The sequence below is a fragment of the Klebsiella sp. D5A genome (assembly GCF_001620885.1).
Classification (GTDB): domain Bacteria; phylum Pseudomonadota; class Gammaproteobacteria; order Enterobacterales; family Enterobacteriaceae; genus Klebsiella; species Klebsiella variicola.
In genome coordinates, this window is sequence record NZ_LOAR01000019.1 from 20023 (window position 1) to 46025 (window position 26003).

General features: G+C 57.4%; 24 protein-coding genes and 1 pseudogene. 13 read left to right on the plus strand and 12 right to left on the minus strand.

Annotation, left to right across the window (positions count from 1 at the left end):
- Positions 1-35 precede the first annotated feature (35 nt).
- Positions 36-1226 (plus strand): MFS transporter, encoded by a 1191-nt coding sequence (locus tag AS136_RS22520; RefSeq protein ID WP_016160732.1) that lies wholly within the window; start codon positions 36-38, stop codon positions 1224-1226.
- On the opposite strand, the gene AS136_RS22525 is transcribed toward AS136_RS22520, so the two are convergent.
- The 7 genes from AS136_RS22525 to AS136_RS22555 form a co-directional block, all read right to left on the minus strand.
- Positions 1223-2239 carry a C45 family autoproteolytic acyltransferase/hydolase gene (locus tag AS136_RS22525; protein ID WP_063267019.1) on the minus strand — a complete coding sequence of 339 codons (1017 nt, stop codon included), beginning with the start codon at positions 2237-2239 and terminating at the stop codon, positions 1223-1225. The genes AS136_RS22520 and AS136_RS22525 overlap by 4 nt on opposite strands.
- A gap of 21 nt (positions 2240-2260) precedes the next feature.
- The gene (gene glnQ / locus AS136_RS22530) at positions 2261-2983 is read right to left on the minus strand and encodes a glutamine ABC transporter ATP-binding protein GlnQ (protein WP_012542105.1); all 723 of its coding nucleotides are present in this window, start codon (positions 2981-2983) and stop codon (positions 2261-2263) included.
- A gap of 2 nt (positions 2984-2985) precedes the next feature.
- A complete protein-coding gene (gene glnP, locus AS136_RS22535) occupies positions 2986-3642 on the minus strand; it encodes a glutamine ABC transporter permease GlnP (protein WP_012542106.1) in 657 nt (218 codons plus the stop codon).
- Between the two features lie 51 nt (positions 3643-3693).
- Positions 3694-4446: a glutamine ABC transporter substrate-binding protein GlnH gene (glnH, locus tag AS136_RS22540; protein WP_008807644.1), complete on the minus strand. Its 753-nt coding sequence runs from the start codon at positions 4444-4446 to the stop codon at positions 3694-3696.
- Between the two features lie 127 nt (positions 4447-4573).
- On the minus strand, positions 4574-5128 hold the full coding sequence (locus AS136_RS22545; protein ID WP_012968484.1) for a carboxymuconolactone decarboxylase family protein: 555 nt from the start codon (positions 5126-5128) through the stop codon (positions 4574-4576).
- Positions 5125-6453, minus strand: a complete 1329-nt coding sequence (locus AS136_RS22550) for an aspartate aminotransferase family protein (protein ID WP_022065498.1) — start codon at positions 6451-6453, stop codon at positions 5125-5127. The genes AS136_RS22545 and AS136_RS22550 overlap by 4 nt, the downstream gene beginning before the upstream one ends.
- A 128-nt stretch (positions 6454-6581) precedes the next feature.
- Positions 6582-7439, minus strand: coding sequence for a MurR/RpiR family transcriptional regulator (locus AS136_RS22555; RefSeq protein ID WP_023322405.1), 858 nt, complete (start codon positions 7437-7439; stop codon positions 6582-6584).
- A gap of 226 nt (positions 7440-7665) precedes the next feature.
- Between AS136_RS22555 and AS136_RS22560 the strand changes: the two genes are divergently transcribed.
- Positions 7666-8673 (plus strand): AraC family transcriptional regulator, encoded by a 1008-nt coding sequence (locus AS136_RS22560; RefSeq protein ID WP_063267020.1) that lies wholly within the window; start codon positions 7666-7668, stop codon positions 8671-8673.
- A 102-nt stretch (positions 8674-8775) separates the two neighbouring features.
- Positions 8776-9606: an oxidoreductase gene (locus AS136_RS22565; RefSeq protein ID WP_012968487.1), complete on the plus strand. Its 831-nt coding sequence runs from the start codon at positions 8776-8778 to the stop codon at positions 9604-9606.
- A gap of 13 nt (positions 9607-9619) precedes the next feature.
- Here the strand turns inward: AS136_RS22565 and AS136_RS22570 are convergent, their stop codons facing one another.
- Positions 9620-10555, minus strand: a complete 936-nt coding sequence (locus AS136_RS22570; protein ID WP_012968488.1) for a LysR family transcriptional regulator — start codon at positions 10553-10555, stop codon at positions 9620-9622.
- A gap of 100 nt (positions 10556-10655) precedes the next feature.
- On the opposite strand from AS136_RS22570, the gene AS136_RS22575 reads away from it, so the two are divergent.
- Entirely contained in the window at positions 10656-11765 is a 1110-nt protein-coding gene (locus tag AS136_RS22575) for an alkene reductase (protein ID WP_044613716.1), read from the plus strand.
- Positions 11766-11767: 2 nt separating this feature from the next.
- Positions 11768-12361 (plus strand): ester cyclase, encoded by a 594-nt coding sequence (locus tag AS136_RS22580; RefSeq protein ID WP_016160724.1) that lies wholly within the window; start codon positions 11768-11770, stop codon positions 12359-12361.
- Positions 12362-12450: 89 nt separating this feature from the next.
- Here AS136_RS22580 and AS136_RS22585 read toward each other — a convergent pair whose 3' ends face one another.
- The gene (locus tag AS136_RS22585; RefSeq protein ID WP_012968491.1) at positions 12451-13200 is read right to left on the minus strand and encodes an SDR family oxidoreductase; all 750 of its coding nucleotides are present in this window, start codon (positions 13198-13200) and stop codon (positions 12451-12453) included.
- A gap of 167 nt (positions 13201-13367) precedes the next feature.
- On the opposite strand from AS136_RS22585, the pseudogene AS136_RS22590 reads away from it, so the two are divergent.
- The 7 genes and pseudogenes from AS136_RS22590 (at position 13368) to AS136_RS22615 (ending at position 21750) form a co-directional block, all read left to right on the plus strand.
- Positions 13368-14259, plus strand: a pseudogene (locus AS136_RS22590) (LysR family transcriptional regulator).
- Positions 14260-14659: 400 nt separating this feature from the next.
- Positions 14660-14905 carry a hypothetical protein gene (locus AS136_RS27410; protein WP_072199700.1) on the plus strand — a complete coding sequence of 82 codons (246 nt, stop codon included), beginning with the start codon at positions 14660-14662 and terminating at the stop codon, positions 14903-14905.
- A gap of 315 nt (positions 14906-15220) precedes the next feature.
- On the plus strand, positions 15221-17914 hold the full coding sequence (mgtA, locus tag AS136_RS22595; protein ID WP_012542116.1) for a magnesium-translocating P-type ATPase: 2694 nt from the start codon (positions 15221-15223) through the stop codon (positions 17912-17914).
- A 75-nt stretch (positions 17915-17989) separates the two neighbouring features.
- Entirely contained in the window at positions 17990-18214 is a 225-nt protein-coding gene (locus AS136_RS22600) for a hypothetical protein (RefSeq protein WP_063267021.1), read from the plus strand.
- A gap of 14 nt (positions 18215-18228) precedes the next feature.
- Positions 18229-19881, plus strand: a complete 1653-nt coding sequence (locus AS136_RS22605) for a Na/Pi cotransporter family protein (RefSeq protein ID WP_063267022.1) — start codon at positions 18229-18231, stop codon at positions 19879-19881.
- 65 nt (positions 19882-19946) lie between these two features.
- Positions 19947-20291 carry an SLOG family protein gene (locus AS136_RS22610; RefSeq protein ID WP_063267023.1) on the plus strand — a complete coding sequence of 115 codons (345 nt, stop codon included), beginning with the start codon at positions 19947-19949 and terminating at the stop codon, positions 20289-20291.
- Positions 20292-20616: 325 nt separating this feature from the next.
- Complete coding sequence (locus AS136_RS22615) at positions 20617-21750, plus strand: FAD-dependent oxidoreductase (RefSeq protein ID WP_063267024.1); 1134 nt, start codon at positions 20617-20619, stop codon at positions 21748-21750.
- 143 nt (positions 21751-21893) lie between these two features.
- Here AS136_RS22615 and AS136_RS22620 read toward each other — a convergent pair whose 3' ends face one another.
- Positions 21894-22481 carry a TetR/AcrR family transcriptional regulator C-terminal domain-containing protein gene (locus AS136_RS22620; RefSeq protein ID WP_012542120.1) on the minus strand — a complete coding sequence of 196 codons (588 nt, stop codon included), beginning with the start codon at positions 22479-22481 and terminating at the stop codon, positions 21894-21896.
- Between the two features lie 166 nt (positions 22482-22647).
- On the opposite strand from AS136_RS22620, the gene AS136_RS22625 reads away from it, so the two are divergent.
- Positions 22648-24090 carry a DHA2 family efflux MFS transporter permease subunit gene (locus AS136_RS22625; protein ID WP_063267025.1) on the plus strand — a complete coding sequence of 481 codons (1443 nt, stop codon included), beginning with the start codon at positions 22648-22650 and terminating at the stop codon, positions 24088-24090.
- 122 nt (positions 24091-24212) lie between these two features.
- Here the strand turns inward: AS136_RS22625 and AS136_RS22630 are convergent, their stop codons facing one another.
- Complete coding sequence (locus AS136_RS22630; protein WP_032732799.1) at positions 24213-24998, minus strand: SDR family oxidoreductase; 786 nt, start codon at positions 24996-24998, stop codon at positions 24213-24215.
- Between the two features lie 51 nt (positions 24999-25049).
- A complete protein-coding gene (locus tag AS136_RS22635; protein ID WP_063267026.1) occupies positions 25050-25946 on the minus strand; it encodes a GntR family transcriptional regulator in 897 nt (298 codons plus the stop codon).
- Positions 25947-26003: the final 57 nt, after the last annotated feature.

Consider the following 26003-nt stretch of genomic DNA (forward strand, 5'->3'; position numbering starts at 1 on the left):
ATGCGCGACTTCCCTCTTCTTAGGATACGCCTGACATGAAAGAGATTGCTTTACCCCTTAACCCAACCCCGACGCGCGTCTGGATAGCCGTCATTGCGCTCGGGATCTGCGCCTTTTCGATTGTCACCAGCGAACTGGCGCCGGTGGGCATGCTCAGCGCCCTGGCGGCGGATTTTCACCAGACGGAATCCGGTATGGGGCTTGCCGTCACCGCCTACGGCTGGGTGGGCGCCCTGGCGGCCCTGCTTTCCGGCGCGATGCCAGCGCGTATTTCACGCAAGGCGCTGCTGGTCGGGCTGATGCTGACCCTGGCGCTTTCCTGCCTCGCCGCGACCCGGTCTTATTCCATGTTCGCCCTGATGAGCGCCCGCATGATTGGCGCCCTGGCGCATGGCGCCTTCTGGGCCTTAATTGGCATCGTCGCCGCGCAGCTGGTCCCGCCACACCGGCTGGGGCTGGCTACGGCAATCATTTTTGGCGGCGTGTCGGCGGCAAGCGTAGTGGGGGTACCGCTGGCGAGCTTTATCGCCACCCTGGCGGGCTGGCGACACGCGTTTTTGGCGGTGGCCCTGCTGTCACTGGCCGCAGCGGCAGTGCTATGCTCGACGCTGCCCGCGCTGGCCGCGTCCACCCCCGTCAGGCTGGGTGTTTATCGCGATATCTTCCGTAATCCGCTGCTCTGCGGCCTGTATGGCGCCACGGCCTGCATCATTACCGCTCACTTTGCCGCCTTCACCTACGTTGAACCGCTGCTGATAACACTTCAGGGAGTACCGGCGACCGCCCTCTCCGGCCTGCTGCTGTTGTCAGGGGTTTCCGGGCTGGTGGGTAACGTTATCGCGGGTAAGCTTATCGACCGTCATCTGAAGGGGCTGATTTTTGCTTCACTGCTGCTGAGCGGAGGCGCGCTGGCGCTCCTCGGCACCGGACGGCTTGCGCCCCTGCCTTTCTGTTTTAGCGGGCTGCTGTTAGCCCTGTGGGGCGCCGGTATCGCGATCGTGTACGTCGGCTTACAGACCTGGCTGCTGCGCAGCGCAGGCGCGGTCGCCCAGCCGGCGTCAGCCATTTACGTGGCTATTTTTAATGCCGCCATCGGCACCGGGGCGCTTGTCGGCGGCCAGCTGATCGCCACTGCGGGCTTGTCAGGCATGGTGTGGCTGGCGGCGGGGATCATGGCGTGCAGTACGCTGCTGATCGCCCTGCTGAAAGCGCCCTCAGTCGGCTAAAGGCTGCCCTGCAAAACCGCGTTTTCACGATCCAGGGTGAAGACCTGCCATGCGACCCGGGTCGCGCTCAGGGTAAAAATGGCCGTCGCCAGCGTATTTTCGTCATCCGGATCTTCCGCAGACAGCCGGTAAATCGGTAACAGCGGATCCTGCTGGTCGGAGAGCATCGCTTTCGCTGTTACCCCATCCAGCGACGAGTTCGTCGCCAACCACGCGTCCAGGCGCTGCTGGCGTGAGCCGGAGCTCCCGGTCACGATCTGTTCAATGGTCGCAAGCTGGGGATGGATCAGATGGTTGGCATGCCCAAAGGTGGCGGTCAGCTGGCGCACTGAGCTGCCGGAGCCGGTAGCTTCCACGCTAAACAGACGGCTATCGCCCATTTGACCCAGTGTGTGGTGAAACGCGCCCGCGCGCGGTGTCGCGGTCAGCAGGGTAATGGCCTCATCTAACGTGGTGGCATTCAGCGATGCGCGGGCCAGTATCTGGCGCGGCATCCCCTCCGGACGATGCACAGCACGAATATTGTTGACCGTATTGACTATCCCTTTCTCATTCACCGCGAAGGTGTGCCCGCACAGGGAGCCGGGGTAGGCGAAGCTGGTGAAGGCGAGGCCCACATCCGGTGTCACGTGGACGATGGCGCAGTCACCGCGCAGCTGCGGGAAGCCATCTTCATTTTGCGCAATAATTAACTCGCCCTCAGCGCTTATCCCCGCCAGGGTAGTGCAGCCATCCGACGTCGAACGCACCAGATCGCCGCGACAGTTCCAGGCAAACACCTCATCCACCGGCGCCTGCAGCCCCTCCGCCATGCCCTCCAGCTCCTGCCAGATCAGCGGAAACTGAGCCTGGACGGTTGCGCGCATGCGCTGGGTTTGCTCCGCCGTTTTCAGGGCGGTTACGGTTTGCCACAGCGCTGTTTGCCTGATTTTAGTATGCCAGGCCTCACGACCAAACGCGCCAAGCTGCTGACCCACCGCATAGGCGGAACCACGGATTGCGATTGTTTTCATATTGTCATCATTCACTTATGTTCAGGATACGTGTTGCAAAAACTCTTGCAGACGCGGATTGCTGCTGGCAGTGAGCAGCACCTCAGGTGAACCATCTTCGGCAATGGTGCCGCCATCAATAAAGATCAACCGGGAAGCCACCTCTCTGGCAAAGCCAATCTCATGGGTCACAATCACCATCGTCATGCCCTCTTCGGCCAGCGAGCGCATGACCTTTAACACCTCATGCCGCAGTTCGGGATCGAGAGCGGATGTTGGCTCATCAAATAACATCATTTTGGGTTTTACCGCCAGGGCACGAGCTATCGCCACGCGTTGCTGCTGTCCCCCCGAGAGCTCTGCCGGATAGTGGTTGGCGCGTTCGCGCAGACCCACGCGGTCCAGCAACGCCAGCGCCTGCTCCCGCGCCGCGGCCTTACTCTGCTTACGCACGCGAACCGGACCAAACATGACATTCTCAAGGGCGGTCAGATGCGGAAATAAATGAAACTGTTGAAACACCATACCGGCTTCGCGGCGAATATCACACTCATTCGCGTGCGGATCCGTAATATGCATGCCCGCCACCAGCAGCGTTCCCGAAGAGATCTCCTCCAGCTTGTTAATGCAGCGCAACAGGGTCGATTTTCCCGAGCCGGACGGGCCAATGATCACCACCACCTCGCCCGCTTCAATCTTTAAATTGATATCGTGCAGCACCTGAGTGGCGCCGAAGTTTTTCGCTACCGCGCTAAATTCAACCATGCTCATAAAATATGGATCCTTTTCTCAAGTTGTTTCAGCAGGAAGCTCAGGCACAATGTCAAAAACAGATAAATCATCGCCACCGCCGTCCACACCTCCAGCGCCCGAAAGTTACCGGCAATAATCTCTTGTCCCTGGCGGGTTAATTCTGCCACGCCAATCACAATAAATAGCGAGGTATCTTTTATACTGATAATCCACTGATTGCCTAATGCCGGGATCATTCGCCGAAAAGCCAGCGGCATAATGACATGTAATAGGGTGCTGCGTGGCGATAACCCCATCGCCAGGCTGGCTTCTTTAAAACCTTTATTGATCGACAGAATCGCGCCCCGGGTGATCTCCGCTATATAAGCGCCGGAGTTAATCACAATGGTAATAATTGCGGCAGGAACCGGGTCAATACGCACTGGCAACACCATCGGCAGGGCGAAGTAGATAAACATCACCTGCACCATGATCGGCGTTCCGCGGATTAATTCCACAAACACCAGCGATACCGTTTTTGATATTGTTCCGCCTAATGCGCGGCAGGTTCCCGCCAGCAAGCCAATGATTAACCCACCTAACAAACCGGACAAAGAGATAATCAGCGTCAGCTGCAAGCCCTGCATCAGCAGCGGTAAAGCATCCCAAATATAGCGACTGTCAAAATTCATCATTCTACCCGTCAAGAAGAAATGAGGTCGGATCGCTCCGACCTGGCAGGGTTATTTCGGCTGTTTAGCAAACCACTTAACGTAAATCTTGTCGTAGGTGCCATCGGCACGCAGGGCCTGCAGAGCCTGGTTCACTTTTGGCGTCAGGCTGCTGTTTTTCTGCATCGCAAAGCCATATTGCTGTGGCAGAATGCTGTCCGTCTCCCCGGTGGATTTGACCTTGCCATTACCCGCCGTCTTCACGTAGTAAAGGACATTTGGCGAATCGTGAACGACGGCATCGAGATTGCCGGCCTGAAGGTCAAGGTAGGCGTTATCGATATTCGGAAACTCGATATAATTCGCTTTATATTTGCTTTTCATAAAGCTGGCCGCCGCCGTCCCCTGCTTAAGGCCAACTTTTTTCCCGGTCAAATCACTGAATTTGGCAATGGAATTATCAGTACTTTTCACGGCTATTAACAGGTCGGCATTATAATACCCATCACTGAAATCCACGACCTGTTTACGCGCATCGGTAATGGTTATTCCGGCCATCGCCACGTCCAGATTACGCGACTGCAGTCCGGGGATGAGGCCGCCGAAATCCATCGGCCTTAATTCGTAGCTGATATGCATTTTCTTTGCGATAGCGTCCCACAAATCGATATCAAAGCCGACATATTTATCACCTTGTTTAAATTCAAAAGGGACAAAGGCGGTATCCACGCCCACCGTTATTTTGTCCTGGGCTGCTGTCACAAAACTGGCTGAACAAATAACCAAAGCCAGCGTCAGTTTTAATTTATTAAATAGTCCAGTCATAATTACCCTCAGCGTCAATGAAATGGCATGCAACGAATATCAGCCTGCGATATATATCGCCGGAAGAACCAATAACAACACTTGATATGCAGGGCGCATTATTATGCGCCCGAATGAAAAGGCTAATTTATTCAGAAAATAGAGAGTCGGTGGTATCCGGTACGGGCGTCTGGGCGCTGTTCATCACCATGGAGAGAAAACTGTAATAACCGTTTATCCCAATCAGATCCACCACGCCCTTCTCACCCCATAAATCAACGGCTTGTTGCCAGGTGCTATCACTCACCTTTTGCTGCTGATGCAGTTGCTGACAGAAGTCATAGATCACCTGCTCATCGGGCCGGAGATCGTCTGGCGGGCGCCGTTGCTTAATCGCCCGCACCGCCGCGGCAGAGATGCCCTTCTCACGTGCTATTGGCGCATGGATCGCCCACTCTACCGGCTGTGACCAGTGCCGTGCGGTCAGCAAAATCGCCAGTTCAGAAAGACGCTGACCCAGCGCGCTGCGATAACGTAAATACTCCCCCATACGCTGGGCATGCGCCATCAGCTCGGGACTACGCAGCAGCGGCTCAAAAGGCGGCAGTAAGGCGCCGCGCGGCCCATTGATGATCTCTTCCGCTAACTGACGTTGCCGCTCGTCCCATTCCTGTTCCGCCAGGGGCGGTAAACGATTGATCATAATTTTCCCGTCTCTTCGCGGATCACGCTGTTCAGCGTATCGACCACAAAGTCGATCTGCGCCGGGGTGATGATAAACGGCGGCGCGATCAGGATGTGATCGCCATACTGACCATCGATCGTGCCGCCCATGGGGTAGACCATCAACCCACGCGCCATACAATTTGCTTTGATCGCAGCATGCAGCTTCAGGGCAGGATCGAACGGGGTTTTGTTGTCTTTATCGCGCACCAGCTCGACGCCGGCAAACAGGCCGCGTCCGCGCGTATCGCCGACATGCGGTAACTCACCCAGCACCTCGCGCAGGGCCTGTTGCAGATAGGCGCCCTGCTGTTTGACGGCAGCCAGTAAATTATCGCGCGCAATCACCTGCTGCACCGCCAGAGCTGCCGACGCGGCGGTAGCATGACAAATGTAAGTGTGGCCATGCTGGAACAACCCGCTGCCCGCCTTCAGCGCGGAAACAATGGTCTCACTCGCCAGTACCGCCCCAATCGGCTGATAACCCCCGCCGAGTCCCTTGGCGATGGTTACTAAATCAGGCACCACGTCGTCTTGTTCAAACGCGTGTAGCGTCCCGGTACGCCCCATACCGCACATCACCTCATCGGCGATATACAGGATGCCGTATTTATCGCACAGGCGGCGCACCCCCTTCAGATAGCCCGGCGTCGGCGGCGTGGCCCCCGTCGTCGCCCCCACCACGGTTTCCGCACAGAAACCGATAATCGTTTCCGGGCCGGCCTCAAGAATGGCTTGCTCCAGCTCATTGAGCAGACGTTCGGTATACTGTTGCTGGGTCTCGTCAGCCCGGCGATCGCGGTACTCATTGCAGGCTGAGACGCGGATAACATCCATTAATAAGGGGGCAAACTGGCGACGGCGCCATTCGTTACCGCCCACCGCCAGCGCGCCCAGCGTATTGCCGTGATAGCTCTGTTTACGGGCGATAAATCGGGTGCGCGATGGCTGGCCGATCTCCACAAAGTACTGCCGCGCCATCTTCAGCGCCGTCTCTATTGCCTCGGATCCGCCCGAGACAAAGTAGGCATAGTTAAGCTCGCCGGGCGCCGTGCGGGTGAGATGGTCGGCCAGCTGCTCCACGACATCACTGGTAAAAAAACTGGTATGCGCATAGGCCAGCTGATCGATCTGGCGGTGCATCGCCGCCAGCACATCAGGGTGTGCGTGTCCGAGGCAGGAAACCGCCGCCCCGCCGCAGGCATCAAGATACGGCTTTCCCTGGGCATCAAAGATATAGGCCCCCTGGGCACGTGAGGCCACGATCGGCGTGCTACGCAGGCTGCGGTGAATGACATGACTCATACTGGGTTCTGCTCCTGAATCCGCTACATTAATTGAGCGTATCTTGCAGGATCCATTTGGATCACGTCAACGAAATAAAGATATAAATGCATCCATAATTCTTATACCAGATACATTTGAATCATTTATCAGGATTTACCGGGGATCACATAGACGCCAGAATCGATAAGATAGCGTTCGGCACTTTCAATTTTACTCACCGCCTCCCGGCCGTGGCGCACCACCAGCATCGCCAGTAAACACTCCGCCAGCCCCATGCCGGAGACCACGGAAGGGAAAAATGACGGACTGTCGATGGAAAACAGCAGCGTGCAGTCTGCCGCCTGCGCTAAAGGGGAAACCGGCGAGTCGGTGATGGCGAGGATCTTCGCCCCTGCCTGCCGGGCTGCCCGTAAAACATCCAGTGATTCGCGTGAATAGGGCGCAAAGCTGGTGAGTAAGACGCAATCCCGGCTGGTCAGTTCGCGGGTGAAAACTTCGATATTGCTGGCCAGGCCATCGATTAACGATACCTGCCGGTTGAACAGTCGATAGACATAAAACAGCGACCACGCGATCGGAAAGCTGGCGCGGAATCCGCAGATATAGACATTCTCCGCGCTATCGAGCAAGGTCACCGCCTGCTCCATCTCCTGCGCATTTTCGTTTTGCGTAAAGGTCAGATTCGCCTGATGCGCCTGAAAAACCTCTTTATACAGCTGCGTTTGCGTGCCGCGGGCCATCATTTTTTCCGCTTTTGATACGTACGTATCATTGCGCAGCCCCAGGTCGTCAATGAAATCGCTTTTCAGCTCGCTCCAGCCGCGGTAACCCAGCCGCTGCGCCAGACGCAGCAGCGTCGCCGGTTTTACCCCGGCTTCCGCCGCGAAGGCACGCATCGATAACACCACCAGTTGGCTGGCATTTTGCAGTGAGAACTCGGCGGCGCGTTGCAGCTCGGGCGACAACCCGCCGAATTCATTAATGATTTTTTCCCTGAGATTCATGGCAGCTACTTACTGGTTTTAAGTGAAAGCTATCTAATCATATTTGAGATCAAGACTCTATAGGTGGCTAACGACCCCGCGGGTCACATCCGTTCCCCCTTCTCATTGCTGGCGTGCTTTACTTCAAATATGGCGCAAGAGGAATGTCACTGGCGGGTGGGAAAAGGTATGCTCTTATCAGGGGGCGTTACACATCAAAGCCCTGTTCACTGCTGGAAATTTCACCATGGCGCGCAACCGCACTTTTTCTCTCAATCTCCGTTGGCGAGCGCTGCTCAAAGACGCAGGGATGGAGCCTGAACATCTCCTCCGCCAGGCCGGTTTGCCGGACGACACCTTTTCAGACATCAATCGCGGTCTGGCTACCGATGAGTACCTGCGTTTCTGGCGCGTGCTGGAAAAAGAAAGCGACGATCAGGCCTTTCCTTTGCCCTTTGTAGAAAGGGTCTCTGCGGAAGTGTTTGATCCCCCGCTGTTCGCCGCCTTGTGTAGTACCCACATGATGCAGGCGGTCCAGCGGCTGGCCAAGTATAAACTGCTTATTGCCCCCATGGCGCTGGAGACGACGGTCGTGCAGAACGGCACGCTGACAGTGTCTCCGCGCTGGCTGGGAGTAACAGAAATCCCTGCCTCTCTGGAAGTGGCAGAGCTGGCATTTTTACTTCGTCTGAACCGACTGGCCACCCGCGAACCGGTTCAGGCCGTGAAAGTAACGCTCTCACAGCCCCTCACCCGCCAGCAGACCCACCACTTTTCAGCCTTCTTCGGCACGACCATACAGCGTGGAAAGCGGGCGACCATCAGCTTTGCCGCCGCTGATGCCCTGCGGCCCTTTTTGACGGTGAACGAGGGTATGTGGCAGGTCTTTGAGCCGGAGCTGCAGCGTCGTCTCAGCCAGCTTAGCGATCAGGCCTCAACGGCTGAACGTGTTCATGCAGTCCTGCTGGAGCTTCTGCCGGGCAACGACGCCTCTATCGACAATACGGCGCAACGTCTGGGAATGAGCAAACGCACCCTGCAGCGCAGGCTGGAGCAGGAGGGAGAGAATTATCGCGCCCTTGTTCACGCTTGTCGCGAAGCGCTGGCTCGCCACTATCTTCTCAATACCACGCTTTCCGGTTATGAGATCGCCTTTCTGCTCGGTTTTGAAGATCCAAATTCCTTCTACCGGGCTTTTATGGCGTGGACCGGCCAGACGCCAGAAACCCTCAGAGACATGATGCGCCTCAACTAAGCGCGCGTCATGGCGCGCTTTGCCAGTATTGTGGCGCACCGTGCCAGCGACACCGCGCCTGACAGCAGGCACACTCAGCGCAGTCTACTTGCCGAGGTGCTTATGTTTATTCAGGAAAAGAAAACCGCGCTGGTCACCGGCGCATCGTCAGGGATGGGGAAAGCCATTGCCCGTCGTCTTATCCAGGAGGGTTACCAGGTTTACGTTGCTGCCCGGCAGCTCGGGAAAATGGACGATCTGGCTTCGCTAGGGGCCCAATGCCTGCAGATGGATCTCTCACGACAGGACGATCGGTTGGCGGTCGTGAACACCATTCTGTCTCAGACCGGAGGGGTCGATGTACTGGTCAATAATGCCGGTTTTGGCCTGTATGGCCCGGTCGAAGAGATCGGTATCGATGAGGCTCGCTACCAGTTTGAGGTCAATCTCTTCGGCGCGGCGCATCTCACGCAACTACTGCTTCCCGCGATGCGCGCCCGCCGTCGCGGATATATTGTCAATATCTCTTCCATGGGCGGGAAGATGTATAGCGTCCTCGGCGCATGGTACCACGCCACCAAACATGCACTTGAGGGGTGGTCAGACTGCCTGCGGCTGGAAGTTGCCGACTTCGGCATCAAGGTGGTTATCATCGAACCTGGAGTGATTGAAACCGGCTTCGGCGATGCGGCCAGTGAAAGTATTGTCAAACGTTCGGCCACAGGACCGTATGGTCAGTTGGTAAAAGGGGTCGCCCTGTCGATCCAAAAAACGTACGGCCATGGCACCGGCAGCGACCCGCAGACGATCGCCGAGGTGGTCCTGGTCGCGGTGAAGGCCTCAAATCCACGCCCCCGTTATGCCGTCGGTAAGTATGCCAAATTGCTTATCCGGATGCGTGTCTGGCTGGGCGACCGTCTTTTCGATCGTATCATCCTCAGCCAGATGCGCTGAGGTCATGTTCTGCTCACCTTCGCCTCGCGCTGGAGGGGGATGACTCTCCCAGCCAGTCGATAAAAAACGCCATAAACGCCGACACCTGCGGCGGCTGCAGCTTTCGCTGGGGAAAGACAAACTGCAGCCCAACCTCCTTGCGGTCTAAGGGGCTGAATCCGGTGAAGCGCTCGGCAAACAGCACCTGAAGCCGTCCCTCCTCGACATCCCTCTTCACATCCCACCATGATTTACCGGCGATCCCCGCCCCGCTGAGCGCCCACTGCCGCAGCAGTGCCCCATCGTCGCAGACCATCGCCGGCGTCACCCGCACCACGCGCTCCTTTCCCGCCTCCTCAAAGCGCCATTCATTCATCACCACACCGTGCCGCTCCAGCGCCAGGCAGCGGTGATGGTGCAACTCGTCGAGGGCGGCAGGCGTTCCGTGAGTGGCAAGATAAGCCTCCGAAGCCACCAGCACCCGGTGGTTGGGGCGGATATGGCGGATCGCCAAACTACTGTCTGGCAGGTTACCGACGCGAATGCTCATATCCAGCCGGTTGGCGACCAGATCCTCCACGCGCTCACCTAAGAACACGGAAAACGTGACCTCCGGGTGACGGCGGGAAAAGTCGACGATGGCCGGGCTAAGATACTGTCGGCCAAAGTCGGAGGGGGCGGAAAGACGAATATTGCCGCTCAGCACCCCTTCCTTTTGCGTCAGCAACGATTCGGCGTGACGGGCCTCCTCCAGTACGCGCCGCGCGGCATGATAAAAATCTTCCCCCGCCCTGGTCAGGGTGATCGCGCGCGTGGAACGATGGAACAGGCGGGTCTGGTAGCGCTCCTCCATCGCCTTCAGGCGGGCCGTCATGGTGGCCGGTGAGAGCGATAACCGTCTGCCGGCGGCGGAGAGTCCCCCCGCCTCGGCGACAGCCACCAGCAGCGCCATATCTTCCAGCTTGCCCATTTTTCGTATTTCCTGAAAAGTGAATCTGATTTTAGCCTAATTATCAAAATCAGATCCCGACTGTAAAGTGATTTTCATTCCACTCGCAAGGGACACCCGTATGAACAGCCTCTCACTTTTCGATCGTTACCGCATCGGCACGCTGCCGTTGAAAAACCGCATCGTCATGGCTCCCATGACCCGGGCGCGCGCCCTGCAGCCCGGAAATATCCCCTCCGCGCTGATGGCGGAATATTACCGCCAGCGCGCCAGCGCCGGATTGATCGTCACGGAGGCGACGCAAATCTCTCCTGAGGGACAGGGATACTCCTGGACGCCTGGCCTGCATTCCGCTGAGCAGATTGCCGGCTGGCAACTGACGACCGGGGCCGTTCACCAGGCTGGCGGCGTTATTTTTTCTCAGCTCTGGCACGTGGGCCGGATGTCGCACGCTCGTTTTCATGCGGATGGGCACCCCGTGGCCCCGTCGGCGCTGGCGCCGGACGCCCAGGTCTGGGTGGTGGATGAGCAAGGCCGGGGCCAGATGGTGGACTGCCCACCGCCGCGGGCGCTCTCCCGATCGGATATTCAGCGTATTGTCGCCGATTACGGTCAGGCGGCGCGCAATGCGATAGCGGCGGGGTTTGACGGCGTGGAAGTGCACGGCGGCAATGGCTATCTGATCGACCAGTTCCTGCGGCGTACCGCCAACCAGCGTACTGATGAGTACGGCGGTAGCCTGAGCAACCGGATCCGTTTTGCCCAGGAGGTGCTGACCGCCATCGGCGACGTCATTGGCCGCGAGCGGACGGGCATCCGCCTTTCCCCCTTCATTACCCAGCGCGGGATGAACGACCCGCAGGTGATCGACGCCATCCTTGCCCTGGCGGCCTGGTGCGAACAGCAGGGTATCGCCTTTATCCACCTGGCGGAGGCGGACTGGGACGATGCGCCAGCCGTTCCCCAGCACTTTCGTGACACGCTGCGCGCGACCTTCAGCGGCACCCTGATCGTGGCCGGCAATTACGATCAGCAAAAGGCGGAACGTATCCTCACCGCCGGTTTCGCCGACCTGGTGGCTTTCGGCCGGCCGTTTATTGCTAATCCTGACCTGCCGCAGCGGCTTCAGCACCGCTGGCCGCTGGCGACCGTCAGCGATCCCGCCACGCTGTTTGGCGGGACAGAGGTGGGCTATACCGACTATCCCTTCTATACGGAGCATAAAGAGTGAAAATGACCCGCAAAATGTTACCTGCCAGCCGTAGTTTCGCTGTTGTCTGTACGCAGGCCAGACGCGGCATCACGCTGCGGCGCTGCGCCACAGCGCTGCTGCTTGCCGGGATATCCGGCTCCGCGTTTTCAGCCCCGCAGGGTTTGCTGAAGCCAGCCCAGCTCATCGTTGACAACGGCCTTCCCCCTGCCACACGCGTCGCCAATGAATATGTCGCCAGGCAATACGCCACGTTCTGGAATACCGGTGATGAAGCGCTGGCCCGGGCGGCGCTGGCGGGGAATTTTATCGATAAAACGCCCCCGGAAGGGCGTCGGCAAGGGCCGGAAGGCGCGATCCTCGCCTCCAGAGCGTTTCGTCAGGCGGTGCCGGATTTACGCTGTGATGTCGAACAAATGATTGTGGCCGGTGACCGGGTGGTCTCACACTTACATTTTCATGGCCACTTTACCGGGACCTTCGGCACCCGGAAGGGTAAGGGACAAAATATCGATTTTATCGCCACCGATATCTATCAGATCAGCGGCGGTAAAATTGCCGCCAACTGGCATATTGAAGATAACCTGACGCTGATGAAACAGCTGGGCGCGCAATAAGCTGCCCACCCGGACGGTGAGTAAGCGATCGCCATAACCACGAGCCCCCCGGTATCCGCCGGGGCGGCTCGCCTGGCGACAGACTGTGCTTAGATTTGCGCCATTCCACCGTCGACATAGATCTCTGCGGCGTTAATAAAGCTCGACTCGTCAGACGCTAAAAATACCACCGCCCTGCCAATCTCCTCCGGCTCGCCCAGCCGCCCGAGCGGTACGCTGGCGGCCAGGGCGTCGAACAAGCCCTGACGGTCCGCCTCCGCAACCAGTCCTCCCAGACCCGGGGTACGCACCGGCCCCGGGCTGACGACATTGATGCGGATCCCGCGATCGTTCACCTCCAGCGCCCAGGAGCGCGCCAGGCTGCGTACCGCCGCTTTACTGGCGCTATAGATGCTGAAGTTCGCCGTCCCTTTGACCGCCGCCGTAGAGCCGGTCAAAATCACCGAGGCGCCGTCGGTGAGCAGCGGCAGCGCTTTCTGGACGGTGAACACCACCCCGCGCACGTTGGTGGCGAAAATCCGCTCGATGTGCGCTTCGGTGATGGCGCTGAGTGGCAGCATATCCCCGCCGCCAGCATTGGCGAACAGCACATCCAGCCGGCCGGACTCGTCGGCAATGGTCGCAAATACCGCGTCAAGGTCGCTTAACACGGCGGCGTCGGCGCGGATCCCGCGGGCGGCGGGCCCGATGAATCTTACCGCCGCATCCAGCTCCTCCTGTCGGCGGCCGGTGATATACACCTTCGCGCCCTGCTCCGCCAGCGCTTTCGCCGACGCCAGGCCAATCCCGGTGCTGCCGCCGGTCACTAACGCCACTTTATCCGCAAGTTTTTTGCTCATGGTGCATTTCCTTGGTTAGAGTATAAACAGGCCAGGCTCGCGAAAGCGCCCCGCCGGGTATGGAAAGCACTGTAATCGCCTCAAAGAGGCGGAAAAATGGCCTAATCTGAAAAACACTTTTCCCCTCCGTGGATAATGGACGCCCGCTAACCAGGATACTGCGAATAATGGACCGGTTTTCAGCCCTCAAAGCCTTCACCCGCGTTGTCGAAGCCGGCAGCTTTACCCGCGCCGCGGACTCGCTGGATATGCCCAACGCCACGCTCAGCAAAACCATCAAGCAACTGGAAGCGCACCTGGGGGTTTCCCTCCTGCAGCGCACCACACGGCGTATTACCGTGACGCCGGAAGGACGGGAGTACTATGAAAAAGCTCGCTGCCTGCTGGAAGACCTGGAAGAGATCGACGCCTCCTTCAATACCGCCCACAATAAGCCGAAGGGCCATCTACGGATCGCCATCGGTGGGTCGACCGCGTGCGATGTGCTGATCCCGCTGCTGGCGGACTTTATGACCTCCTGGCCGGATATCCGTATCGATTTACAGGTGGCCGATAAACCCGCGGACCTCATCAGCGGCAATATTGACCGGGCCGATGGATGACTCGACGCTGATCGCCCGTAAAATCGGCGAGGCGACGCTGGTCACCTGCGCCACCCCTGGCTATCTTCAGCGCTGCGGCACGCCCGCCTCGCCGGATGAACTCCATCATGGCCACCAGCTCATCAGCTATCTGTCGCCGGCCAGCGGCAGAGCGTTTCCGTTTCGCTTTACGCGTCACGGCGTCAGTACCGAGCTCAAGACAGAGCCCCATCTCGGCATCAATGAGAGCAACGCGCATATTGCCGCCGGCGAGGCGGGCTTAGGCATTGTGCAAACCTTTACCTATTCGCTAAAACCCGCGCTGGCAAGTGGCAAGCTGGTGGAGATCCTCGCCGCCTGGCGCCCGGCCCCCTATCCCTTTCACGTCGTCTATGCCCGGCACCGGCACGTGCCGCCCCGGCTCCGCGTCTTTATTGAATGGCTGGCGGCGGTTTTTCCGGCTGCGGTGCAGGGATAAAGCGCGTTATCTGACGCAGCGCCGAGGGTGGTCCACAATTGAACGCACTGACCGCTATTTTTCCTTTTTACGACCGTCCGAAAAACACCAATGATTAAATCTACGATTTGATGTTTCTACACAAAATATAAACGAAGATTTAAATTGATATGAATGGGTTGACAATAACATTGGCTATGGGTAGATTTCATGGGCCTAAGTTGTGGCCTTTCCTAATCTGACATAAGTGACTAATGGATACTGAATTTAGTAGCGGTCCGAATATGGCCTTAACGGTTATTCGGACAAGTAAACATAAAATCGATTGTGATCACTTCTTCGTTTTGGTGTGTCTCGCCGGAGCCTGATGCTCTCGTGTTGTCCCACCTCGACCAGAGTTTTCACGGTCCCGAGGTGTGTTATGAACTTCAAATCTACCCTTTTTTCTGGTGTCAAAACCATGACATCAACGCTGCGTGTCCGGCCGCCCCGCGATCGGGTGTCGTCTGCGCGAAAAAAACAGCAAAGCTCTATATTCTCTTCGAAAATCAGCGAGTTGAATCAACGCATTACTAACTGGCGCGTCAGTCCTGTCACCGGCCAGCTGGAGCGTCGTTGCCGCTTCTCTGATGGCGAAGACCCACAAAGTCGCCCCTTCGTCGCCTGATTCAGCCGTTACGCCGTAGGCCGTGTCTGCGCGCTATGCCGCAGCCCGTTTTCGTGCGTCACGCTGAGTTAAGTCACTGCTGGTACCTGTTTATTCACTGATGTATTCATACTTGTACATCGGCAGGAATAATCACGTCCAAATAAAACAAAATATAAACTTCACGCCTGTTTATTTTTAATAATAAACAGCGGGAAGCCCTGTGCGAAATTAATTAAAACCGATCGCTGATGCGACATCGGGCTATTTTCGGCCGCCCTTAATCCGGGTCTTACCGTAAAAAGCCTGCTGCCGCCCGGCGACAGGAGCAGCACCATGACTGTACAAATCAAGAACCGAAATAAAAAAAGCACGCTGTCTATGCGTGCCGCCCAGGAAGCCCAAAACGGTATCGCAGAAACCCTGGTCAACCTCAACACTACCCGGGAAGGGCTGCAGGAAGCCCAGGCAAATGCCCGGCTGGAGCGGGATGGCCTGAACGAAGTGACTCATGACAAGCCACCGCACGCGCTGATCCAGCTACTGATGGCGTTTAACAACCCGTTTATTTATGTGCTCGCCATTCTCGCCGGGATCAGCTTCTTCACCGACTACTGGCTGCCCACCAGCCATGGCGAAGACGGCGACCTGACGACGGTGATAATCATCGGCACCATGGTTGCCCTCAGCGGACTGGTGCGCTTCTGGCAGGAACACCGCTCGGCCAAATCGGCCGAAGCGCTGAAAGCGATGGTTCGCACCACCGCGACGGTCGTTCGTCGCGAACACGCCGGGCAAAAAGGAACGCCACGTGAAATCCCGATGCGCGAGCTGGTGGTGGGCGATATCGTGCAGCTCTATGCAGGCGACATGATCCCGGCGGACGTCCGTTTGATCGAATCACGCGACCTGTTTATCAGTCAGGCCGTCCTGACCGGCGAAGCGCTGCCGATTGAGAAGTACGACACCCTCGGCGACGTGGCGCAGAAATCCGCGCACGACAAGGCGGTTGATAACGAAAATCTGTTGGATATGCCTAACATCTGCTTCATGGGGACCAACGTTGTCAGCGGCACCGCTCAGGCGGTCGTGGTGGCGACCGGGCCAAGGACCTACTTTGGCTCACTGGCAAAAGCGATTGTCGGCACCCGGGCGCAAACGGCGTTTGACCGCGGGGTGAACAGCGTCAGCTGGCTGTTGATCCGCTTTATGCTAGTGATGGTGCCGGTAGTGTTCCTGATTAACGGCCTGATGAAGGGCGAATGGTGGGATGCCCTGCTGTTTGCTCTGGCCGTCGCCGTAGGTCTGACGCCAGAAATGCTGCCAATGATCGTCAGCGCCAACCTCGCCAAGGGCGCGGTGGCTATGGCGAAGCGTAAAGTCGTGGTTAAGCGCCTTAACGCGATTCAGAACCTGGGCGCGATGGACGTGCTGTGCACCGACAAAACCGGCACCCTGACGCAGGATAAGATCATCCTTGAGCACCACGTCGACACGCACGGTCAGAAAAATCAGTCCGTGCTGGCGCTGGCCTGGCTCAACAGCCACTATCAAAGCGGCATCAAAAACTTGATGGATCAGGCGGTCATTTACTTCTCTGAAAATGAGTCGGGCTTTGTGCAACCTCAGGGGTACAGCAAAGTCGATGAGATGCCGTTCGACTTCGTGCGCCGTCGCCTGTCGATTGTGGTGAAAGACAGCCAGAGCAATCATCTGCTGGTGTGCAAAGGCGCCGTGGAGGAGATGCTGAGCATCGCCACCCACATGGAAGAGAATGGCAAGGTTATCCCCCTCGACGATCAGCGCCGTGACGCCATGCTGGCGATGGCGAACGACTACAACAAAGACGGCTTCCGCGTTCTGGTGGTCGCTACGCGCGACATTCCGAAAGCCGAAGCGAAAAGACTGTACAGCACCGCTGATGAGCACGATCTGATTATCCGCGGCTTCCTCACCTTCCTCGATCCACCTAAGGAGAGCGCGGGTCCGGCGATTGCTGCCCTGATGGATATTGGCGTCGCAGTCAAAGTGCTGACCGGCGATAACGCGATTGTCACTACGCGGATTTGCCGCCAGGTGGGACTGGAGCCAGGCGAACCGGTACTCGGCCCGCAGATTGAGGCGTTGAGCGACACGGCCCTGCAGCAGTTGGTGGAAGAGCGCACGGTGTTCGCCAAGCTAACGCCGCTGCAGAAATCACGCGTGCTGAAGGCGCTGCAGGCCAACGGTCATACGGTGGGCTTTCTCGGTGACGGCATTAACGATGCCCCTGCTCTGCGCGATGCCGACGTGGGTATCTCGGTCGACAGTGGCACCGATATCGCCAAGGAATCGGCCGACATCATCTTGCTGGAAAAGAGCCTGATGGTGCTGGAAGAAGGCGTTATCAAAGGCCGCGAGACATTTGGCAACATTATGAAATACCTGAACATGACCGCCAGCTCCAACTTCGGCAACGTGTTCTCGGTACTGGTGGCCAGCGCGTTCATTCCGTTCCTGCCGATGCTCGCGATCCAGTTGCTGCTGCAAAACCTGATGTACGACATCTCCCAGCTCGCGCTGCCGTGGGACAAAACGGACAAAGAGTTCCTGAGCAAACCGCGCAAGTGGGATGCAAGAAACATCGGCCGCTTTATGGTCTGGATTGGCCCGACCTCGTCCATTTTTGACATGACGACCTTTGCGCTGATGTGGTTTGTGTTCAGCGCTAACAGCGAACACATGCAGACCCTGTTCCAGTCCGGCTGGTTCGTTGAAGGCCTGCTGTCGCAGACGCTGGTGGTGCACATGCTGCGTACCCAGAAAATTCCGTTCATTCAGAGCACCGCCGCCTGGCCGGTACTGATGATGACCGGTCTGATTATGGCTATTGGAATTTACGTGCCGTTCTCTCCGCTTGGGCCGTTGGTTGGGCTGCAGGCGCTGCCGTGGCAGTACTTCCCGTGGCTGGTCGGCACCCTGCTCGCCTACTGCTGCGTGGCGCAGGGCATGAAAACGTTCTACATCCGTCGCTTCAGGCAGTGGCACTAATTCTGCGTTAAAGACGGTGATTCACGTGCCGCTTCGGCGGCACCTTTCAGGCAGGCCACACAGGCTGGAAGCATTATGGAAAAGCAACATTCCATCATTTTCCTGATTAAAAATAAGACCATCACGTTGATTGTCTTATTTTTAATGAAAATAACCCGCACCCTTCGCGTCCGTGCCCTGGCATGGTACGCCGGAGGGAAGATTAACTATCAACACACTAAAGCATTACTGAACCTCGCCAGCGCCATACATCGTTTTTCGATCAGGTTACTGCGTTTTATTTCACTACCCGCCCTGTAGAGGGGGAATTCATAATGTCCGGAACCACTCTGTTAATTAACCTGGCTGGCGCCATCGCATTGCTGCTCTGGGGCAGCCATATGATTTCAACGGCGCTGCAGCGCGGCTTCGGCACGCCGCTGCGCAACTGGATGGGACGCCACCTCACTAACCGCTGGACCGCCCTGCTCTCCGGCATTGGCATTACCGGCATTCTGCAAAGTAGCACGGCGGTCAGTATGATGGCGACGTCATTTACCGCCGCAGGTACGCTAAGCCTTGCCCCCGCGCTTGCGGTGATGCTCGGCGCCAACATCGGCTCCACGCTGGTGGTTCAGTTGATGAGCTTTAACATGGAAATCGCCATTCCGCTGCTTCTGCTGGCCGGGTTTGTGGTTTTCAAGCTACGCGACCATTCCAGCTTTGAAAGCGTGGGCTGCGCCCTGATTGGCCTCGGCCTGATGCTGCTGGCGCTGCATTTACTGGGAGGCACGCTGCAGGACATTGAGGTCACGCCGGTGTTTCATGCCGTGATGCAGGGGCTACAGGGCGATATTTTCATTGCCCTGCTGGTGGCGGCGCTCCTGACGCTCCTGTGCCACTCCAGCGTGGCGATGATTTTGCTGATCGCCTCCCTCGCCGGTACCGGCACGCTGACCCCGGCTACGGCCCTGGTGCTGGTGCTTGGCGCCAACATCGGCGGCGCGTTACCGCCGGTGTTAAACGCCGGGTCCGCGGTGGCCCGCCGCCTGCCGGTTGGCAACCTGATGGTCCGCCTGTCCGGCTGCGCGCTGGCGTTACTGCTTCTGCCGTTGCTGATGGCGATCGCCCGTAAATCCGGGCTGAACACGCCGCAGCTGGTGGTGTGGTTTCATACCGCCTTTAGCGTGGCGCTCGCGCTGCTGTTTATCGGCCTGAACGTGCCAATGGCTCGCTTCCTGGAGCGACTGTTTCCGGAAGAAGAGCGCGTAGGCGACCCGGGTATGCCGATGTATCTCGACGATGCGGGTCTGGAAGTGGCTTATATCGGCCTGTCCAATTCGGTTCGCGAATCGCTGCGCGCCGCCGACATGCTAACCATCATGCTGGACCGACTGCTGATGCTGTTTGTGACCCAGGAAAAACAGGCTGCCGATGACATCCGCCAGCTGGAGCAGTCGGTCGATCTGCTCAGCGCGGCGGTTCGCGCCTACCTCGCCGACATTGGTCAGGACGGGCTGAATGATGCAGATGCCGATCGTGCCCAGGAGATCCTGATGTTCATCATCAATGTTGAGCACGCGGGCGACATTCTCTCCAGCAATCTGACCCAGCTGGCCACGCGCCGCGCACGCCGGGGAGAACATTTTAACGACTTTGAATTACACCATATTCGCCTGCTGCATGCGGAGCTCCTCACCAGCCTGAACTTAGGAATAGCGGCATTCCTGCGTGAAGACTTGTCTGCTGCCCACCAGCTGGTGCAGCGCAAAGAAACCATCCGCCAGTTGGAGGCCTCCGCCAGCCGCGAGCACTTCAAAAAACTGCGGGAGGACAAGAATGCCTGGGCGGAATCCGGCGACATTTTCCAGCGAGTGCTGCGGGACTACCGCCGCGTGCATCACCATATCGCCGCCGTCGCCTACCCTGTCATTGACCGCCTGGGCGATACCTCGCTGCGGTTTATTGAAACGCCGCCGGATGTTTAAAAAACAATAACCGCCAGCGCGCGGACGAGATCCTTTTCAAGGCAAGCAACGTTAAGGTACAAAAAATGCGAGTGTTAATCTGCTCGGGTCGGTTTTATGCCGACACCCATACCATCACCCATGTGCTGGATCTCTATGCCCGTACACAGACGATTAACGTTTTGATTCACGGAGGGCACCAGGCGCTGGGCGGCGCGATAGAAAACTGGGCGCGCGGGATCGACGTTCACGTGATCCGCTACCCGGCAAACTGGGCGCTGCACGGAAAATATGCAGAGACAAGGCGCAATTTGTTTATGCTGGAAGATAGCCGCCCTGACGTACTGCTGGCTTTTCATGGCGGAGAAAATACGGCGGAGTGCATAAAGATGGCGAAAAACAGAGGGATCCGCGTCATCGACGTCGTTTAACCTGAGTGGGTGAAGTTCGGTGACCATGGCCACAGGCAGGCGTCCGCTGAAGGGGTATTGAATGACGGCCTTGACGATTAACCAGCAATGGTCAATATAGAGAACCTTACTCGTCTAAGTGTAAGCTGAGCGCAGAGAGGAGAGTCAGGCGGGGGGCCCGGCCCCCAATTGTCCGGGAACATTATGGGCAATACCGCTCAGCATACCCTCAGGCTTCCGTTGGTCCCCGGGATGAGATTTCACGTCCACTCCCCTTATTCGTGCGGTATCGAAACCAGGAACAGCCGGACAACGACACCCGCCATACCTTACCTGGAGCGAAAAAATGACCTCATCCATTGCCATCGTCGGAGCAGGACTCGGCGGCCTCATGCTCGCACGTGTTTTACATGTTCACGGCATTTCCTCTGTGGTCTACGAAGCTGAAGCCTCTCCCGAGGCCCGCCCACAAGGTGGCTTGCTGGATATCCACGATCATAATGGCCAGCGGGCGCTGATAGCGGCAGGCCTGTACGATGCCTTCCGGGCCCTTATTCTTCCTGGTGGTCAATCCACGCGCGTACTCGATAAAGAGGGCAACGTATTGTTCGAGCAGTTCGATGATGGTTTGGGCGGCCGACCAGAAGTCTCTCGCGGCGCGCTTCGCACGCTGCTGCTGGAGTCGCTTCCTGCGGACATCGTGCAATGGGGCCGTAAAGTGGCAGATATCGTCCCCCATGATGACGGCACGCATAGTTTGTACTTTACGGATGGCGCCACCACCAGGGTCTCCCTGGTGGTGGGCGCAGATGGTGCCTGGTCGCGTGTCCGCGCTCTGGTCACCGATGCTGTCCCTGCCTATGCGGGATTTTCGTATGTCGAGCGCTGGCTTAGTCACGTCGACACCGATCATCTGGCTTGCGCGCAAGCAGTAGGCCGCGGCTCATTTTTTGCGCTCTCGCCAGGCAAGGGTATCATGGCGCACCGGGAGCCTGGCGGCGTGATCCACGTTTACATTGCTCTGTGCCAGCCCCAGGCCTGGTTCGCTGACGTGACGTCCGCTAATGCACAGGTTGACGTGCAACGCATAGTCGATGAATTCGATGGCTGGGCGCATCCACTGCAAACATTGATTACGGAGGGTGATGGTGAGCCCGTATTGCGCCCTATTCACTTTTTACCTCCCGGACTTCGATGGCCGCGAACAGCAGGCGTAACGCTGTTGGGCGACGCCGCGCATCTTATGCTGCCGTTCGGCGAAGGCGCTAATCTCGCGTTAGAGGATGGCGCTGAGCTGGGACTCGCGATTGCGGCCAATGCAGATAATCCTGAAGCCGCGCTGTCCGCTTATGAAGAACAGATGTTTATCCGCGTCGAAAGTGCGGCCAACGACGCGCAGGCAATGGCAGGCATTCTCTTTGGGGACGAGACACCCGGCGCGTTGTTGCATTTTTTTAACCAGTATAAAACAGGATCCTGATCCCCGACGCTGCGGTGATTCTTGCGCCATGAACAAATCACCCTCCCGCCATCGGGAGGTCAATGTTCAGTAATGTCCGGAGAATAACGCTCCGGATATAAAATCATTAAAACGCTGTCGCAATAGCTGAAATCTGGAACGAGTTATTTTAATAACCCCTTCATGATCAAAGACAGACCGAACTCAAAACAGGTATCCGGATGTTGGTGGGTAAGCGCATCGATACGACTGATTTCTGTTGAGGGTGTAGACAATCTTTCATCATCATGTCTGTCTGTACGAGACTGCTCCTCCAATACGCATCCCAGGGTATATTCGCTAATAGTGAGTAATATCATTGCGGCTTCGGCCTCAGAAAAGCCGGCCCGCATAAGGTAAGCCACCTTTGGGTAGAACGTTTCCCCTCCTACCCGCGCCGGTGTTGTCCCCGCATGGAGCAGTGCGCCATCCCGATGAGCGAGAAGCGCGCGGCGGAAACTGCGCGCGTTATTTGCCAGCCAGTCTGCCCACTCGGCCGTGTCTTCAGCCAGCGGAAGCGAATGGTGCCTGGCCAAAACAGTTGCGGCCATCTCTTCCAGTAAGCTGGCCTTGTTCCTGAAATGCCAGTACAGCGTTGCGGATTCTACCCCCAGCTTTTGCGCCAGCTTTCGCGTCGTTATCGCTTCCAGCCCAACTTCATCTAAGAGTGCTAATGCAGCATTAATGACCTGATCCCGCTGAATTTTAGCCATGGTGTTCATCCTGTTGTTAATGCATCCAACCGAGCCCGTGGTAGATAAAAAGAGATCTTCTCCTGACCAGGAGCCTACCGGCGCCATTGATGAAAATAAATCTATCATTGATAGAAAAATTGATCAATGATAGATTTTTTAACGCATCGCACCTAAAGGTCATCCCATGAATATCAATCGAGATACGCAGGTAAAGAAAACAAACCATGCTGGCCCCATCAATGCCATCCCGCCGGTTTTGTGGCTGCAAGCCGCCATCATCACCCTTGGGGCATTCGCTACCATGCTCTCATCCACCATGCTCAGTGCTGCGCTTCCGACCATGGCAAACGGCCTTGGGGTGACGGACGCCTCCATCCAGTGGATAGCCACCGCGTACCTCATGGCGCTGGCCGCAGGCGTTCCGGTTAGCGCATGGGCGGTAAAACGGTTTGGCGCCACCCAACTTTGGCTCTATGCACTTATTTTATTTGGTGTTTTCTCGGCAGTTTGCGCGTTATCCCCGAATGTCGAGGTGCTGCTCACCGCCAGAATAATGCAAGGTCTGGCAGGCGGGTTACTCGTGCCGGCCGGGCAGACGATCCTGGGTCTGGTGGTCGGTCGTGAGCGCCTCGGGCGGATCATTGGTACGATAGGCGTGGCTATCGTCATTGCGCCCTTACTGGGAACGTCTCTGGGGGCCGTGCTGCTTCAGGTCTGCGGATGGCGAGTCTTGTTTTTTATTAATGTCCCCTTATCTCTCTGTGCCTGGCTTGCGGGATGGAAATTACTCCCTCGCCCGACAATAAAAAATGATAAGCCGCTCTCCCTGGACTGGATGGGGTTAATACTGATTCTTTGTAGCCTTCCCCTGCTCATGGAGGGTATTAAAGGCGTCAGCCTGAATAGTGGTGAAAATAGCGGGAACATTATCTTACTCAGCGTGGGCGCACTGTTTATCGGCTTGTTTATCTTTCGCTCTTTTCGCATTGACTCGCCTTTACTTCATCTCAGCCTTTTCAAACATCGTGGCTTCACATTATCGGCGTTGCTGATGGCTATCGGAGGTGCGGTGAATTTTGGTGGACAGTTCCTGCTCCCGTTGTATTTCCGCGACGTTTGCCATGAAGCACTGGCTGATGTGGGTTTGCTCCTTACCCCGCAGTTAATCGGTTCTGCCATAGGATTCCCGGTCGCCGGTTATTTCTCAGACCGGCTGGGTCCTCGCGTGGTGCTGATCGTTGGCGGCTTGATCTCGGTGTTAGCGACATGGCCGCTGGCCATGATTGATGGAGGCAGTAGCTACCTCCTGGTCGGTAGCGCACTCGCTATCAGAGGGTTCGGTTTAGCCCTTGCGACAGTGCCGGCGATGGCGGCAGGCCTGGCGATGGCGGGTACCCGTCATGTTTCTGATGCAGCACCGATTCTCAACATCCTGCAGCGTGTTGGCGCGATGGCTGGCGCGGCCCTGGTGACGGCGTGCTACGTCAGACTGGCGCATACGCAGGGTAGCTTAGCCGCCTTTCAGCACGCCGGGTGGATACTGATCAGCGGCGCCATACTGCTCACCCTTTCAGCACTTTTCATGGTGAACCATCAGGGATCATCAACGCGGGAAGAAACAAGATAACCGGTCTGGCGTCCTGTCCCGCACCCGGTACGCAATAGTTAACACCTCATTCTGAATGAGCGCGAGAGAGGCGTGAATGCCAGTCAACGACACCAGCGACTGGCATTGCACGCGACTCCCCACTAAACCGAACCAATCAATCCGCCATCGACCCGGATCACCGCCCCGGTAATGTAGCTGGCAGGCTGGCTTGCCAAAAAGGCAGCGGTAGCGCCGTACTCATGGGGGTGGCCATAACGTCCCGCCGGAATGCTCAGACGACTCTTCTCCGCGACCGCTTCCGCAGTGGAATGTTCCCGTTTCGCCTTGATAGCATCCAGCTGACCCACCCGGTCGGTAGCAATGCGCCCAGGCACCATCACATTCACCGTGACGCCGTCGGCCGCCACTTCAGCGGCAAGGGTTTTCGACCAGCCGAGTAAGCTCATGCGCAGCGCATTCGACAGGGCGAGACCCGGAATAGGGGCAATCACACCGGACGAGGTGGAGGTAATAATGCGTCCCCAGCCACGGCTGCGCATGGCGGGCAGTAGTTTATCGGTGAGCTGGATCAACGAGGCGACCATCACTGAAAATTGCTGTTGCCAGACGGCGCCGTCCGTCCCCTGTGCCAGCGTGGGCGGTGGGCCACCGGAATTATTGACCAGAATATCGATGTCGCCCCAGTGCTCGCGGATATCGGCGATGACCGTATCAAACTGTTCCGGGATGGCAAGATCCAGCGGCCAGGCGCGGGCGGTACCGCCCAGCTGAGTGATGCGTTCCACCGTTTGCGCCAGCTTCTCTCTGTTGCGGCCTGTCACGGCGACCTTCACGCCTTCCTGCGCCAGCGAGCAGGCGATAGCCTGTCCAAGGCCACTTCCCGCACCGCAAACCAGTGCCACACGCTGTTGTATCTGCAAATTCATAAATGCTCCTGATTGTATTTTCAGGAGCATTATGTGCAATAGTGATGCCAGTTATACGCGGGGGCTTTTTACATTGACCTGGTCAAACGCGTATTGCAGGTGTTTTCTCATCAACTCTGCCGCCTGTTCCTGTTTGTTCTCTCGCAGGGCATCAATGATGGCAACGTGCTCTTCGCACCACTCTTTTACGCGACGCTTATTGTGATAGCTACCAAATTCCAGCAGGCGACGCAGCCGGTTTTGCTGCTGAATAGCCTGTAATACAAACAGGTTGCCGCTGGCCTCTGCCAGCAACTCATGAAACGCCGCATCGGTTTCGAAAATCTCTTTGGCCGGGACCTGCGTAATGTCCGGGTGGGTGATGAGTCTCAGATGCCGGGCGCGCAGACGTTTAAGCATCTGCCGGTCAACATGCAGGTTGGGCGTCAGCAACGCCATCGGTTCAATCATCAGGCGAAAACCGTAGCTATTGCGCAGAGCGATTTCGGAGTTCAGGGTTTGCAGAAAGCGCCAGCCATGCCCTGCATTGCGGGCAATCAGGCCATCCTCCGATAGCTTCACCAGCGTACGGGTCAGCACGCCGCGATCAACATCATAGCGCTGGCTGATTTCGGTCTGGGTAAAGGATTCCGGCAGGATACCTGCAATGCGGTCATGGACCAGTTGCTCGTACAACTTCTGGTCATTGCTCTTGGACTGCTCAATCTCCAGCTGATCCAGCTCATTACTGCGTTTAAGGAGGAAAAATCCCTGGTTTGGCCGCGCTTCAACCGCCCCCATTCGGGTCAGTTCCTTGAGCCCGGCACGTACCGGCGTACGCGAAACACCCAACGCATCGGCAAGATGTTGCTCACGTAAATGATGACCTGGATCGAATCTTGCTTCAGATATCAGGTCGAGTATTTGCCGGGCTATCCGGCGACTGCTCGCAGTGGAGTCAGGCTGCATGAATTCACGATTCCCTGAAGTGCATTGTTGTGGTCGATATATACAATATCACGAGCA